Source organism: Lysinibacillus sp. IITD104 (assembly GCF_036698265.2).
Lineage (GTDB): Bacteria > Bacillota > Bacilli > Bacillales_A > Planococcaceae > Lysinibacillus > Lysinibacillus boronitolerans.
This window is the reverse complement of the sequence record NZ_JBAHYH020000001.1, coordinates 4,358,906-4,373,752: the sequence shown is the minus strand read 5'-3', so window position 1 is coordinate 4,373,752 and position 14,847 is coordinate 4,358,906. Positions and strand designations below refer to the sequence as shown.

At 35.4% G+C, this 14,847-nt stretch carries 17 protein-coding genes; 14 read left to right on the top strand and 3 right to left on the bottom strand.

Features of this window, described 5'->3' with window-relative positions:
- The first annotated feature begins 2 nt into the window (after positions 1–2).
- From V1L66_RS22110 to V1L66_RS22090, 5 genes are read left to right on the top strand one after another with little or no spacing between them, the layout of a single operon-like run.
- Positions 3–341, top strand: a complete 339-nt coding sequence (locus V1L66_RS22110) for a Na(+)/H(+) antiporter subunit C (RefSeq protein WP_004233143.1) — start codon at positions 3–5, stop codon at positions 339–341.
- Positions 334–1,839, top strand: a complete 1,506-nt coding sequence (locus tag V1L66_RS22105) for a Na+/H+ antiporter subunit D (RefSeq protein ID WP_312124582.1) — start codon at positions 334–336, stop codon at positions 1,837–1,839. The genes V1L66_RS22110 and V1L66_RS22105 overlap by 8 nt, the downstream gene beginning before the upstream one ends.
- Positions 1,839–2,321, top strand: a complete 483-nt coding sequence (locus V1L66_RS22100) for a Na+/H+ antiporter subunit E (protein ID WP_016992398.1) — start codon at positions 1,839–1,841, stop codon at positions 2,319–2,321. The genes V1L66_RS22105 and V1L66_RS22100 overlap by 1 nt, the downstream gene beginning before the upstream one ends.
- A complete protein-coding gene (locus tag V1L66_RS22095) occupies positions 2,321–2,605 on the top strand; it encodes a Na(+)/H(+) antiporter subunit F1 (protein ID WP_313870890.1) in 285 nt (94 codons plus the stop codon). The genes V1L66_RS22100 and V1L66_RS22095 overlap by 1 nt, the downstream gene beginning before the upstream one ends.
- The gene (locus V1L66_RS22090; protein ID WP_016992397.1) at positions 2,583–2,951 is read left to right on the top strand and encodes a Na+/H+ antiporter subunit G; all 369 of its coding nucleotides are present in this window, start codon (positions 2,583–2,585) and stop codon (positions 2,949–2,951) included. Before V1L66_RS22095 ends, V1L66_RS22090 begins: the two co-directional genes overlap by 23 nt.
- 231 nt (positions 2,952–3,182) lie before the next feature.
- Here the strand turns inward: V1L66_RS22090 and V1L66_RS22085 are convergent, their stop codons facing one another.
- From V1L66_RS22085 to V1L66_RS22075, 3 genes are read right to left on the bottom strand one after another with little or no spacing between them, the layout of a single operon-like run.
- Positions 3,183–3,905: a response regulator gene (locus V1L66_RS22085; RefSeq protein ID WP_409072238.1), complete on the bottom strand. Its 723-nt coding sequence runs from the start codon at positions 3,903–3,905 to the stop codon at positions 3,183–3,185.
- Positions 3,906–3,910: 5 nt separating this feature from the next.
- Complete coding sequence (locus V1L66_RS22080; RefSeq protein WP_333006323.1) at positions 3,911–5,050, bottom strand: response regulator; 1,140 nt, start codon at positions 5,048–5,050, stop codon at positions 3,911–3,913.
- A 50-nt stretch (positions 5,051–5,100) separates the two neighbouring features.
- A complete protein-coding gene (locus tag V1L66_RS22075; RefSeq protein ID WP_333006324.1) occupies positions 5,101–6,918 on the bottom strand; it encodes a sensor histidine kinase in 1,818 nt (605 codons plus the stop codon).
- A 423-nt stretch (positions 6,919–7,341) separates the two neighbouring features.
- Here V1L66_RS22075 and V1L66_RS22070 point away from each other — a divergent pair, with 423 nt between their 5' ends.
- The 9 genes from V1L66_RS22070 to V1L66_RS22030 all read left to right on the top strand — a co-directional run.
- Positions 7,342–8,136 carry a transporter substrate-binding domain-containing protein gene (locus V1L66_RS22070; RefSeq protein WP_036075293.1) on the top strand — a complete coding sequence of 265 codons (795 nt, stop codon included), beginning with the start codon at positions 7,342–7,344 and terminating at the stop codon, positions 8,134–8,136.
- 131 nt (positions 8,137–8,267) lie between these two features.
- Positions 8,268–8,927 (top strand): amino acid ABC transporter permease, encoded by a 660-nt coding sequence (locus V1L66_RS22065; protein ID WP_036075291.1) that lies wholly within the window; start codon positions 8,268–8,270, stop codon positions 8,925–8,927.
- Entirely contained in the window at positions 8,920–9,642 is a 723-nt protein-coding gene (locus tag V1L66_RS22060; protein ID WP_312124587.1) for an amino acid ABC transporter ATP-binding protein, read from the top strand. The genes V1L66_RS22065 and V1L66_RS22060 overlap by 8 nt, the downstream gene beginning before the upstream one ends.
- Before the next feature lie 606 nt (positions 9,643–10,248).
- The gene (locus V1L66_RS22055) at positions 10,249–10,482 is read left to right on the top strand and encodes an N-acetyltransferase (RefSeq protein WP_016992394.1); all 234 of its coding nucleotides are present in this window, start codon (positions 10,249–10,251) and stop codon (positions 10,480–10,482) included.
- 65 nt (positions 10,483–10,547) lie between these two features.
- Positions 10,548–11,612 carry a hypothetical protein gene (locus V1L66_RS22050; protein ID WP_333006325.1) on the top strand — a complete coding sequence of 355 codons (1,065 nt, stop codon included), beginning with the start codon at positions 10,548–10,550 and terminating at the stop codon, positions 11,610–11,612.
- A gap of 19 nt (positions 11,613–11,631) precedes the next feature.
- Entirely contained in the window at positions 11,632–12,744 is a 1,113-nt protein-coding gene (locus tag V1L66_RS22045; RefSeq protein WP_333006326.1) for a hypothetical protein, read from the top strand.
- A 27-nt stretch (positions 12,745–12,771) separates the two neighbouring features.
- Positions 12,772–13,890: a hypothetical protein gene (locus V1L66_RS22040; RefSeq protein WP_333006327.1), complete on the top strand. Its 1,119-nt coding sequence runs from the start codon at positions 12,772–12,774 to the stop codon at positions 13,888–13,890.
- Positions 13,887–14,408: a GNAT family N-acetyltransferase gene (locus V1L66_RS22035; RefSeq protein WP_333006328.1), complete on the top strand. Its 522-nt coding sequence runs from the start codon at positions 13,887–13,889 to the stop codon at positions 14,406–14,408. Before V1L66_RS22040 ends, V1L66_RS22035 begins: the two co-directional genes overlap by 4 nt.
- 142 nt (positions 14,409–14,550) lie before the next feature.
- Positions 14,551–14,847: tail fiber protein (locus V1L66_RS22030; protein ID WP_333006329.1), on the top strand; the 297-nt coding region annotated here is incomplete at its 3' end.

The following is a 14,847-nucleotide window of genomic DNA, read 5'->3' as shown; positions in this document are numbered from 1 at the left end:
CAATGGAGTCTTTAATACTTGTTTTAGTAGGTATATTAGTAGCTGTTGCGACGTACTTAATCCTCTCGAAGCAGTTACTGCGTGTTATTTTAGGTACTGCTGTTTTATCTCATGCTGCCCACTTATTGATTCTGACTATGGGAGGTCTAAAAAAAGGGGATGTACCGTTATTAGGAGAATCAGAGGGACCATATACAGATGCATTACCTCAAGCATTAATATTAACAGCGATTGTGATTAGCTTTGCTGTCACGGCCTTTGTTCTCGTTTTAGGGTATCGTGCGTACAAAACAAATGGTTCAGGGAATTTTGATGAATTGAGAGGTACACCTGATGAGTAATATGATTGTTTTACCATTAATTGTACCGGTAATTACGGCTATTTTACTGGTGTTTTTAAAAGAGCATGTGACGCTACAACGCATCATCAGCTTATTGACATTGAGCTTTATTATTATCATTAGCGTCATTTTATTAGTAGAGATTCAAGAGCAGGGAGTGATGCGCATTGATTTTAGTGGATGGGCACCACCATTTGGAATCTCATTTGTAGCCGATTCCTTTGCGACATTATTAGTGTTAGCTGCAAATATTGTAGCCCTCATTTGTATGCTATATGCAATTTTTACAATGGAGCTAAGATATGAAAAAATGTATTTTTATCCATTTACGCTGCTGATGATAGCAGGTGTCAATGGCTCATTTTTGACGGGCGATATTTTTAACTTATTTGTATGTTTTGAAGTAATGTTGCTTGCTTCCTACGCACTGATCAGTCTAGGTGGTGAAAAAATTCAGCTACGTGAAGCATTAAAATATGTGCTCATCAACATTGTTGCCTCTTGGATTTTCTTGGTGGCACTCGCTTTTCTGTATGGAACAGTAGGCACATTAAATATGGCCCATATATCCATTCGTGTAATGGAGGCAGGAGCTAATCCGCTTATTACAACAGTGGCGCTTATCTTCTTAATCGTCTTTAGCTTGAAGGCTGGACTTTTATTATTCTTCTGGTTACCAGGCTCGTACAGCGTACCACCAACTGCCATTGCAGCTTTATTTGCTGCTTTATTAACAAAGGTAGGGATGTATGCACTTGTACGTACTTTTACGCTGTTGTTCCCTAATAATCCTGAAGTCACACACACAGCACTTGGCATCATGGCGGGAATTACAATTATTGCAGGTTGTATCGGTGCACTTTCTGGTCGTGATGTTAGAACAATAGCCTCCTACAATGTGCTAATTGGCGTTGGTTTTATAATAATTGGGCTAGCGGTAGGCACTGAGTCAGCCTTACAAGGTGTTATCTATTATCTAATGCACGATATGGTAGCGAAGGCTATGTTGTTTTTAGCTGTTGGTATGATGATATATGTCACTGGGGAAACAGTAATTGATAAAATGAGTGGACTTATTCGTAATTATCCCTTTTTTGGATGGTTGTTTTTTATAGCGATGTGTTCACTAGCTGGTATACCACCATTAAGTGGCTTTTTAGGAAAGGTTTTAATCGGGCAAGGTGCGATAGAGGGTGGCCATTTTGTTCTATTAGGACTAGGTTTTTTCTCTAGTTTAATTGTTTTATATTCACTACTACGGATATTTCTTTCTTCCTTTTTTGGTGAAACCATTATTAGCTTAGAGGATGAAAAACCGTTACCTAAACGTATATTGTTGCCATTAACATTACTGGCTGTTTGCACAATTGGTTTAGGTATTGGGGCAGAAAAACTGGCACCATTTGTCACAGATGCAGCTGAAACACTTTATACACCATCTATTTATATTGATGCAGTTTTAGATGGCCAACAATGGCAAGGTGAGGTGAATAAATAATGGCGATGCAGTTTATTTTAAATTTATTTATCGCAGCACTTTGGTTACTTCTACAGGATGAAGTGACACCACAATTTTCAACATTTTTAATGGGCTTTGTTGTAGGTATGGGTATTCTATATGCGATGCATCGCTTTTATGGTACTCAATTTTACATGCGAAGAGTCTTTTCCATCATCAAGTTATTATGGCTGTTTAACTGGGAGCTATTTTTATCAAGCTATAGTGTATTAAGACAAATCACTACACCTAAGCTAAATATTACACCTGGTATTTTCACCTATAAAACTGTATTAAAGGGTGATTGGGAGATTACAGCTCTTGCTTTACTGCTAACATTAACACCTGGCTCTGTCGTCATGGAGGTATCGGAAGAGGGAGATGTCTTTTATATCCATGCTATGGACATAGAGCAGTCTAAGGATGCCGTTATACGATCGATTGGAAAATTTGAACAAGCAATAATGGAGGTGACACGCTAATGATTAACAATATCTTACTTCTTGCACTTGCTTTCTTTAGTATTTCAATTGCGCTGTCGTTATATCGTGTTATCTGCGGCCCATCAATGCCTGATCGAGCAATAGCTCTCGATACAATTGGTGTTAATTTATTATCGGCTATTGCGATTGTCTCTATTATATTGAAGACTAAAGCATATTTAGAAGCTATCCTTATTTTAGGTATTTTAGCGTTTATCGGAACGATTGCATTTACAAAATATATAGAAAGAGGTGTGATTGTTGAACGTAAATCAAATGATTGAATGGGCAGCAGTTATCCTTATTCTTATAGGTTCCATAGTGAGTGTTATTAGCGCATTTGGAATGATTCGCTTACCAGATGTCTATACACGATCACATGCTGCAACGAAAAGCTCTACATTATCCGTTTTAACCTGTTTGTTAGGAGCGTTTATCTATTTCTGGGTGCATGACGGTTTTGTTAGTGTACGGCTTATTTTAGGTATTCTTTTTGTCTTTGTGACAGCACCAGTCGCAGGGCATTTAATTTGTCGTGCAGCCTATCGTTCTCGCGTTCCATTAGCGAAGGGCTCTGGGGAAGATGAATTAAAATCAAAATTGTTCCCTGAAGAACATACGGTTAAATAGAAGGAGGACTGTTTGCCCGAAAGCAAACAGTCTTTTTAGTGCAAAAAAAAATGAAAAAGTTGAATTGCAAAATGGATCAATAGATTGTTCAAAGAGAGTGGTGAAATCCCTGCACGAGAGATGAGAGAGCAGTGGCTTGAAGGTAGTAAACATTGGACAAGTCTTAACATTCAAGTGGAGTTTAAATAAGTGAAAGGGAAGTTGAGCGGTTTAATCAACTTCCCTTTCAAATTATGCTTGAAAAACTAATTGATACCCAGAGCCTCTTACCATAACTATTTTAGCTGTGTGACCTGGAATGGTTTCAAGTTTTTTTCTTAAATTGCTGATATGAACTCGTAAGGCTTGTGTTTGCCCAAAGCTATCCTCTTCCCAAATAAGTCGATACAGCTCATCAGCTGGAAAGGCTTGATTGCAATGCTGTGCTAAAAAGAATAAAATTTGGAACTCCTTTGTTGATAAAGTTAATACAGTATCACCGATTGAAACCTTTCCTGAGTGTATATGAAAGTGTAATGTATGAATAATTTTGGTTCCTTCATTTACAGAAGCATGATCAACATGTTGTATCAACTTTTTATGCTCCCTTCGTTCAAGTAGTCGCTCAATTGTTTTTAAGAGTCGGTTTTGGTCAATGGGCTTTAAAATATAATCTATAGCCTGTACATTAAAGGCTTCTAAAGCATAATTTTCGTACGCTGTAACAAAGACAATATCTATATAGCTTGAGACATCTTCTATTTTAGAAGCAAATTCAAGACCTGTCATTTCAGCCATTTCAATGTCTAAAAATAAAATATCAGGTTTTAATATATCAATATTTACGAGGCCATCCTTTGGATTCTGGAAGGTTCCAATAATCTCAATAGAGCCACTTGCCTTTAGCATGGATTCTAATAAACGAATGGCTAAAATTTCATCATCTATAATAATTGCTTTTAACAAGCTGCTCACATCCTCTAAATAGTGATTATTGGAAATCTTATTTCCACAGTCGTTCCTTTGTTTTCGAGGCTATCAAAATGGATAGTAGCGTTATCGAATTTTTTTAATCTTTTAGAAATATTTAGAATGCCAATGCCTTGACTAGCTGTTTTTTCACCATTTTGAATTTGCCTTAAAAGCTCTGAAGATATACCAATGCCGTTGTCTATCAGTTGGAAAATCACCTTATGCTCTTCCTGCCTTATAACTAATTGTAGCTTGCTACGCTCTTTCCTTACTTTCAAACCATGAAGAAGAGCATTCTCTACTAGAGGCTGAAGTAGTAAAGGAGGAATAAGGCATTGGATAGGCTCATCCATGCAAATATTAAATTCTAATTGCTCAGGATATCTAGTGCGATGAATATTTACATATGCCTCAATAAGACTAAGCTCCTTTTCCAAAGGAACAAGACTGTTGGCATTTTCAAAGGCAAAACTGTTACGTAAAAATGTAGCAAAATCTGTAATCATTGCCCTTGATTTGTCTAAGTCTAAATAGCTTAGGGATAGAATGGAATTTAAGACATTATAAATAAAATGCGGTTTAATTTGTGCTTGTAAAAACGCGGTTTCCATTTTCACAGCTATTTCTGCGGACTCCTTCAATAAAAGAAGATTGCGAACCCTTGTCTTAAGCTCGGTAGCATCCAAAGGTTTATGTAAAAAATCATTTGCCCCAGATTGAAAGGCTGCAATCATATCCTCTGGGCGAATCGCCGCAGTCAACATTAGAATAGGTAGCTCTGTAGACGTGTAATTTTGTCTAACCTGTTGACAAATCTCATAGCCAGAAATAGTGGGCATCATAATATCCAAAATTAATAAATCAATACTAGGTTGCTGTGTAAGGTACTCAAAAACATGGTGTCCATTATCAATTGCTATAATGGAATAGTTTTCTTGTGTCAATATATCTATTAGCACCTTTAAATTAACAGCATCGTCATCCACAATAAGAATTTTTTTCTTTCCTATTTGTTCAACAATATGTGGGAATGTTAGGAAAGGATGTTGGTATGTTTGGATTGGCATTGATGGTAATTCCTCATTTGTCGGCTGTGCTTTTCGTAATTTAATTGAAAAGGTTGCACCTTGTCCGACAATTGAATCCACAAATATTTTCCCACCCTGCCGCTCAACAAGCTCCTTTGTAATATGTAAACCTAATCCACTGCCACCGATTGAATAATTGAATTGTTGGAATGATTAAAAATAGTTTTTAAATTTTCTGGCGCGATTCCACAGCCGGTATCCTTAATTTCAATTACTAAGAATGACTGTTTCTCATAACAAGTTATATCAATTTTTCCTTCATTTGTATACTTCAATGCATTATGAATTAAATTATATAAAATTTGGCGAAGACGATTTTCATCTGCTTGGACAAAGGTTCCCCTCTCAATGTGATTGTAGATTTTGACATTCTTGCTAATGGTATAGGAGAGTACTTCTACAGTCATATGTGTAATGGCATATAAATCAACAGAAGTCATCCGCAATGTTAATTCATTCTCCTTCAGCTTTGAAAAATCAAGTAAATCATTGACTAAATAGGAGAGACGTTCAGCAATATTAAAAATAAGGGATACTTTTTCCTTTTGTTCGTCCGCTGAGATAGGTAAACTATTATCCTTCAGCATAGATTGTGAAATGCCTATAATGCCATGTAAAGGGGTCTGGAATTCATGAGATGTTTTAGCGAGAAACTCATCCTTTAATTTATCTACACGTATAAGTGCCTCTGTTAGCTTGCCTTTTTCTAAATAAGAATCTGCAAAACGATGAGAAATATATAGGGAAAGCATTGTTAGGCAAATAAATGGCAACAACGGTGGTAGAGCACTCAGTTCAAGATTAATATTTGTATTTAACGTCGCAACGATAAAATAAAGCAAAATGGCTAGGGAGCTTAAAGTTAAATACATTACACCAGTTGCACGTCGGTAAATTGCTATAATTTGCACATAGAAAATATAAACAATATTTGCGAATACATACAATGAATTGATATTTTGAAATAGTGAATTAATTGATGTTGGAAGCAATGCAACAAGCATAAGAAGAGTACCTATTGCGCAAAACACTTTCACAACCAAACGATTCATATATTTGATTAAAGCACGGTAAAAATACAACAATATAAAAAGACCTACAGCTATACTAGAGATCATTTGTATTTTCTGAAATGGAGCGTAGGGCATATTTATCAAGGCTAGTAAAAATTTTTCGCCGTGTGTGAGAGTGTAGAGCCCACTTGCGAAACAAAATAAAGAGAAGTAAAGCTGCTCTATCCCAAATTTTGAATAAAGATAAGAGCCAAAAAAGTAGATAAACATTGTTAAAAAACCTGCTAAGGTAATTAAATCGTAGAAGAGGGCACCCTCTCGAAGCTTTGCAATACTTGATTGATCCCCTAAAAAAATGGAGCTAATAATTCCTCCTCCCGGTGCATAATCGAAATTTGCTACATGTACAATCAATTCAAGTTCTTTTTTATCAGGCGAAAAATAAGCAGTATACGGGGTATTGTGAGGTATATAGCTGCTATCCTCAGCTGGCTCTCCACTATGGCCAACTCGCTTTCCGTTAATATACAATGCGTTCGACATTCGGATATTACTCGTTTTAATCCCTAAAATATCTTCGGTATCATCGATTAAAACCTTGAGTCGATAAGTTCCACTTTCAAATACAGGTATTTGTTTCCCATCAATTGTATATTTTGTCCAAGCTGAAGGGACATCAACAAGATAGCTTTGATAAGCATCAAAGGCTTCACCATCCACTAATTGATTCGGGATAAATGCCCACTCCCCATCTAATTTGATAGGCGTATTATCGTGAAATGTATGATGACGTAAATCCATCACACCTTTAATCGCTTGCGGCCCATGCGACTTAGGTTGAGTTAAGAAAAAGGTAATGCCTGCTATCAGCATTGAACCAATAATAATTGCGAACAACAACGATAATTTTTTCATCGTAAAAATCCCTTTCAAATGATTTATATGGATTATACAAGATAACTTACGCCATTAATATAAAATTCCTACTAACGATAAGATCTAAATATTGTGAGCTTAAATGATGATGATCAATCTCTATCTCTGAACTGTTGAAATTAAGTTGTTTTTATAATGGAGGAATAAATAACGATAAAACGGAAAATAGTAAAGTTACTTTATAAAATAAATGAAAACAAAAATAAATTGACTTATCAGAAAATTATGTATATAATATTTGGCTGAAAATTTTTTAGTTTATCTTGATTATTATTTCAAAAGAGTATATCTTAATTAGCAGATAGATTTTTTATTCTTCAATATGAATAAATATCCAATCGATTATTTTAGAGAAATGTATTCTCATACACAATAAATTATAAATAAAAGGAGTTACAGGATATGAAGAACAAATTGTTCATCATGATGCTAGTACTAGTAATAGGTGTACTTGCAGCATGTGGTACTAAAGACAATAATGCAAGCAATACAGGATCTACTACGGATACAGAGGGTAAGCAAGTATTAAAAGTTGGTACATCAGCCGATTATGCGCCATTCGAATATGTGGATGCAGCTAAAGGTGAAGAAATTATCGGATTTGATATTGATTTAATCAAATTAGTTGGAGAAAAAATAGGCGTTGATATGCAAGTACAAGATATGGACTTTAACAGTTTAGTGCCAGCACTACAAGCAGGAAAAATCGATGTCGTTATTTCTGGTATGACACCGAACCCAGAGCGTGAAAAAGTAGTTGATTTCTCAGATAAATATAATGAAACAGAGCAAGTAATCCTTGTTAAAAAGGATAGCGGTATTAAAAAAGAAGCGGACTTAGCTGGTAAAAAAATAGGTGTACAAACAGCATCTATCCAGGAAAACTTAGGTAATGAAATTGCGAAAAAGGTTGATGTAGCAGTAGAAGGACGTACACGTATCCCTGAGATCGTTCAAGATATGATGTCTAAACGTTTAGACGCAGGTATTTTAGAGGGTGGCGTGGCGAAAGGGTATTTAAAAACGAATGATCAATTAGAAGCTTTCCCTGTAGAAGAACAGCCTGAAGATTTCAAAGCAATCGCTGTTCCAAAGGGAAGCGATTTGAAAGATAAAATTAACCAAGCTTTAAAAGAGCTAGCTGAAGAAGGCAAAATCCAAGAGCTAGAAGAAAAATGGTTAGAAAAAGTTGAATAATAATCGCGTGCGATAGCTCTACTTTTGGGCTATCGCTTGTGCTTTTCATTATTATCCTTTAAGCCTCTATCAAATTTGTGTTGGGTACAAAAACACAGCTACATCATGATGAAAAGAAAGGAGGGAGCGCTGTGAATTTAGATTTTACAGCTATCGTTCCCTCTATTCCTTATATTTTAAAAGGGATAGGTGTTACACTTCAAATTGCAATCGGTGCATCCATCATCGGTTTTATCGTAGGTATACTTTTAGCATTATGTAAAATTGGTAAAGTGAATTTTTTACGTTGGTTTGCCGATTTCTATACGTCGATTTTCCGCGGTACACCACTTGTATTACAATTATTAATTATTTATTATGCAGTACCACAATTACTAGATATCCAAATTGAGCCTATTCCAACAGCTATTATTGCTTTTGGTTTAAACTCAGGTGCATATATTTCAGAGATTATCCGTGCTGGTATCAATGCAGTTGATAAAGGACAAATGGAAGCGGCACAAGCACTGGGGATTCCATATGCAAAAATGATGAAGGATATTATTATTCCCCAAGCAGTAAAAAATATTTTACCATCCTTAGTAAATGAATTTATTACATTAAATAAAGAAACGGCAGTTGTGACAGTAATTAGTGCATTAGATATTATGCGCCGTGCCTACATTGTAGGGGGTTCGACATATCGTTATCTTGAGCCATTACTTTTTGCAGGGGTAATCTATTACATCATGACGCTTGTTTTAACGTTCCTTGGTAAACGAATCGAGAAAGGAATGAGAAAAAGTGATTAAAATTGAAGATTTACACAAATCCTTTGGACAGAATGAAGTATTAAAGGGTATATCAACTGAAGTTAAAGAAAAAGAAGTAATTGCGATTATTGGACCCTCTGGATCAGGTAAATCGACATTTCTTCGTTGCTTAAACTTATTGGAAACTCCTACAAGTGGAAAAGTAACGATTGCAGGGGATGTCCTTACAGATAAAGGGACAAATATAATGAAAATACGTGAAGAAGTAGGTATGGTATTTCAGCATTTCCATCTTTTCCCACATAAAACGGTGCTTGAAAATTTAACCTATGCGCCAATCAATGTGAAGGGTATGGATAAGGCAACTGCTATCAACAAAGCAGAAGAATTACTAAAGAAAGTAGGTCTGTTTGAGAAGCGTCAAGAATATCCAAATCGCTTATCGGGGGGACAAAAGCAGCGTGTTGCCATTGCGCGAGCACTTGCCATGGACCCTAAAGTTATATTATTTGATGAGCCTACATCGGCACTTGACCCTGAAATGGTTAAAGAGGTATTAGCCGTTATGAAAAACCTCGCCGATTCTGGTATGACCATGTTGATTGTGACACATGAAATGGGCTTTGCTCGAGAGGTTGCTGATCGTATCCTTTTCTTAGATGGCGGCAAGCTAATAGAAGATGCTTCACCAGATCAGTTTTTTACAGCGCCATCAACACAGCGTGCAAAGGATTTTTTAGAGAAAGTTTTATAAAATACAAAAGGCATTTAGCTTCCCTGTTTAGACGAGAGCTAAATGCCATTTTTATTTAAAAGAACATTTCAAATAGAAATAGGCTCCTGCAGGAAGTTTATTGTTAAGGAGTCTTCCGGCAATTCATATTATATTGGGATAAATTTGTAACAATAACTTTGCAATTTCCCCACCCACCTCATCATAGCCCCGATGATTAGCTATTCCTATTTTTCATTTAGTAGTTTCTCTCTTAAAAGCGACTAAAGCGTCAATCATATGTGTTTTAAATTGGGGAGAATTGTCGCAAACCCACCCTACTTCTCGCTTATTCCTTTATAAAGCATGGAGCTTCGCCAATAGCAAACTTGTATTTGAACATTGTTGAAGTTAAAAAAGAATGCTCCTAGCTTCACTAATCATAATAAAAGGTTAAGAAAAATTAACCTAAAAAATGGAATGATTTCATAGTGAAATCTATTGACCTATAATATAATGAAAAAAAGGCTAAAAGTCACCAAATAAATGCAATAATAGTCTTTTTACTTGGGTATTAAGGATTAGTTATTAATAGGGTTTATAAAATCTGAATTTTTAGATAAATGAAGTGATGGAGATATGCCACACATGGTTTATGATTCTATAATCATTAAGATTTTCAATAAAAGGATTTTGCCAGGTTTCCAAGGTAATGGAGGAGGAACTTATCTAATTAGCAATCTTCAGCAAAAGGCAAAAGAAGAAAATAAACCAGTGATATTGCAAGTTCTTCATACAAATCCTGCAAGAAATCTATATGAGAGACTAGGATTTCATGTAGTGTCAACTGATGAACTCTATTTAAAAATGAGGTGGCAATAAACGTATCAAGTCTTTTGAAGCTGATTCCCGTCCATTATTAAAATCTAAAGTGAGGTGAATGTGAATTGCCAATATCAAATACGGCTTTACAGACATATGAAGAAAATTTACGGCAAACGATTCAGTGCTTTTTCAATTTAGAGGGACAAGTCGAAAGTGTCATTGTACACATTGACAGCAATATCAAAAAATATATTCAAAAAAAAGAAAGAAGATTTTTATTAGCAAGTAAAAAGAAAGAAAAACATCTCGAAGAATTAAGAATACTACAATCGGATTTACAAAAATCCTTAATTGGTATAGCGCATGTCAAACAGCTACTAGTCAATGAAATAAACACTTTGCTAAAAAATAACAGAGAATTACAGCAAACATTTAAGGAGATGCTTCCCTTACTTCCATTTGCAGTATCAAGCTTTCCTTTGAAGACAAGTCTTTCTTCAAATGTTCAATTCAACATATTGCTGTCCCTCTTAATTGAAAAAGAGATAGTAACAAAATTACCCCTCCTAACTGCAACAATTGAATCGAGTCAAGTGAATGAAATAATAGTAACCCTAGAAAATTTTGATGTGAACATTAAAGAGCAAATAAATGAAGCCAAAAGCAGTGTTGCTAAATTAATGTCAATCATAACGGATACTGAAAATGAATTGGACAAACTATTTGGCGATGTCGTCTCTAATTTAAATCAAAGTGATAAGTTGTCAGAATCGCCCTATACGCAACAGGATGTCATTACTGAGATTAAGAGCAAGGGAGAGCAGTTGAAAATATGGGCGGACCATTATCAAATGCTTCATACAATGTTTGAAAAAGATATGGAATTCCAAGAAGCTTTACATCTAACGGCAAAAGTATTAAGCGAAAGTTTAGAGGAACCAGCACAAATCTATCAAAACCAGAGAGTTTTACAAGGAGCTTATCTACTCGAAACAGGTGCGAACTATATGACACTAGCACAAGATGTAAAGCTATCAGAACAACAGGCAAAGCTGTTAGTAGCAGCATACTTATTGCTAAACCAAGAGAGCATAGCAGTAGTTGCTGAACAAGTGAATTTAGAATTTATGGAGATTGAAGCTTTTTATAATGAAAATAAAGAATTATTTTCTTTAATTATTTCCTAATCAGAAAGGAGAAAATGCTATGCCAATTTCGGAATATCAATTAGACAACTATGTAAAGGAACTTCAACCCAGTATTAAAAATATAATTGAACTAGAAGACAAGCTTGGAAAAGCCGGTGGAGATATAGACAATATTTTATCTAAATTAAAAGATGAAGGATTTGACCTAGGTGCATGGCTTGGTGACAATCTATTTCGGACAGATAACCCGAAAAGGAAAGAAACAGCTATTCAACTGTTAAATGACTTAAACAATGAATTAAGTAATGCAAAAATTGATTTAAATATTTTAAAGCATGATATCCAAGATGAATTAAATACTTTATTAAAAGAGTATGGGGACTGGAAAACTTACTTTGATAATAGGTTACCATTTATTGCGTTTTCCATAGCTGTACCTAAATTCCAGGCTTTTAATCCCTTTCATCGATTAATGCTAGGGTTCGTATTAACCGTCGTATTGAAAGATATATTACTACCTATATTCGAGGTATTAGGGTTAGGTGTTGTAGGTCTTATTGTTGTGGTGGTGTTAATAGATGGAATAATTCAAGGCGAAAAAAGAATGGAGCTATTTGAAAATATCCAAAAAGAAACAAAAGCTGCGATGGAGGATGTTAAAAAGTTAAGACAGGATATCAATGATGTGCAGGTGCAAGTAAATGCCTTTTTTGAAGATGTGGCAAAGAGCTTTCAAGAAACAGGCTTGTTAACAAAGCCATATACAAACCATCAGGAGCTAGTATCGTTCGTTAAACAACAGGCTGGCACATTAAGACGTTGGTCGGATCAATATGATTCGATGAAGCGAATGATTAATAAAGGCTTAGATATTGAATTTTCAGCAGAAGTTGTTGCTGCAAATCTAGTAAATAAACAAGATGATGAAAATGAATTAGACAATTACAGCAAACTGTTAATGGGTGCCTACCTTATTGAAATGGGAGAGCAAAATAGTGTTGTTTCTCAAAAGCTTGATATGTCCCTAGAAAGAATTAAAAAAGTAAAAGCAACCTACATGTTATTTAAAATGCATACGCCAGCTGAAATTGCACAAGTCTTGGAAATGGATGTAAACGAAGTCATGACAATTCAAGAGACGAATAGCGATTTAATAGCAATTGTTAGTTAAAAAATAATTTTAGAATGGATGGATAATATGGCGATTACAGAAGCGACATTAGCAACCTATGTAGAAGAATTACAACCTTCCCTAAAAAATATTTATGAGGTAGAAGACAAGCTGGCTGAATGTAAGGAGGGAATTGATAGTATCATTTCTAAGCTATTGGACGAGGATTTAGAGATTAGTGCTTGGATTGGTGACCATATATTTCGTACAGATAACCCAGAGCGAAAGGCACAAGCAATTAAGCTTTTAAAAGAGCTGAAAAGTGAGTTAAGCGGAACAGCAATTGACTTAAATATTTTAAAGCATGATATCCAAGATGATTTAAATAGTTTGCTAATGGAATTTCTAGAATGGCGAAAGTGCTTTAAAAATACGCTGCCACTAATTTCCTTATCAATCGTTGTGCCTTCTTATAAAAAAATCACTTTAGATAAATACGTCGCGCTTACATTATTTGTAGTTAATCAATGGATTGGAAAAATAAAAGTGCTGGATAGCTTAGTTGCAAAACTTGGTACGGTTGGTGCAATAGCCGCTGTCCTTTATCTTATTACAGGTATTATTCAAGGGGAATTACGGAAAGAGTATTTTGAAAATATTCAAGCAGAAACAAATAAGGCAAAAGAGGATTTAACTAAGACAAAAGAAGAGATTAATCGTGGGCAAAGCCAAGTTAATGCTTTCTTTAAAGATCTTGCAAAGACTTTTAAGGAGACAGGACTTTTACACGATAGGGATGTAAATCATCGAGAGCTAGTTTTCTTAGTAAAGGAGCAAAACTATACTTTACGCAAATGGTCGGATCAATTTAGTGCTATGAAACGGATGCATGAAAAAGGGATGGATTTATCTGTGGCAGCGAGTATAGCTGCAGAAGCATTATGTAAAAACGCTGTGGACCAAAATGAGCTACAAAAAGTCACTAATACTTTATTAGGCTCGTATTTGATTGAGAACCATACGGATTTAGCTGAAATCTCAAATACTTTAAAAGTTTCTGGAGATCAAGCAAAGAAAATAAAGGCTATGTACATGTTATTTACGAAGCACACACCATCCGAGATAGCAAGAGTTTTAGAAATGGAAGTCCACGAAGTCGAATCTATAAAAGAAGAAAATAAGGATATTTTAGCGAGTGTTGCTTGAAATTGATTGAAATTTCGGAAAAAGGGGTGAGTAGCTTAGCAAAAATGAAAGATAAAGTGAAATTGAGAGTGGCATTACCTGAAGAGGAAGATACCCTTTATTCATTATTTGTATCTACAAGAAAAAGTGAATTTGCCATATTAGAATGGGATGAGCAACAAATAGAAGGTTTATTACGCATGCAATACGATGCTCAAAAAGCTTTTTATCAGCAACAATTTCCTAATGCTAAATATGAAATCATAATGTACGAAGGTTTAGGAATTGGTAGATTGATCACCGAGATACAGCAAGAAGCAATACGTCTGATTGATATTTTTATAATTCCCGAATATAGAGGGAGAGGAATCTGTACAGCGCTATTGAGGGAATTTCAGCATGTAGCTGCTGAATTGAGGTTGCCTATAGAACTTAATGTGTTGATGGGAAATCCTGCACAGAGGTTGTATGAGAGATGTGGGTTTGTTGTTACCGGAGAGATAGTGCCGCATGTGATGATGGCGTGGCATAGGAATTAATAAATGGTTTTTTGAATTTGAACTTGTTAAGTAGTTTTAGCATTGGAGTTAAAGTGAGTGTCGGAGAACCTTTTCAAGCATATTTGAATTAAAGGAACTTTCCCACTGTAATAATAAATAAAATTAAAGTGAGGTATAAATTATGGCCGAAATGTATATAGGATCTATTGTGGCATGGTCAGCACCATTTGCTCCAAAGTACTGGGCGTTTTGCAATGGTCAAGAACTTCCAATTCAACAGAATCAAGCTTTATTTGCTGTATTAGGAAATCGATATGGTGGAGACGGACAGAATACTTTTTGCTTACCAAACCTGAATGGACGTGTACCAGTAGGTGCTTGTGGGAAATGGGGAATGGGAGGAACTATACCACAAGGGGTCACGCCATATAATTTAGTACAGACTGGCGGTGTGGAGAAAGTAACACTTTCTCCATTG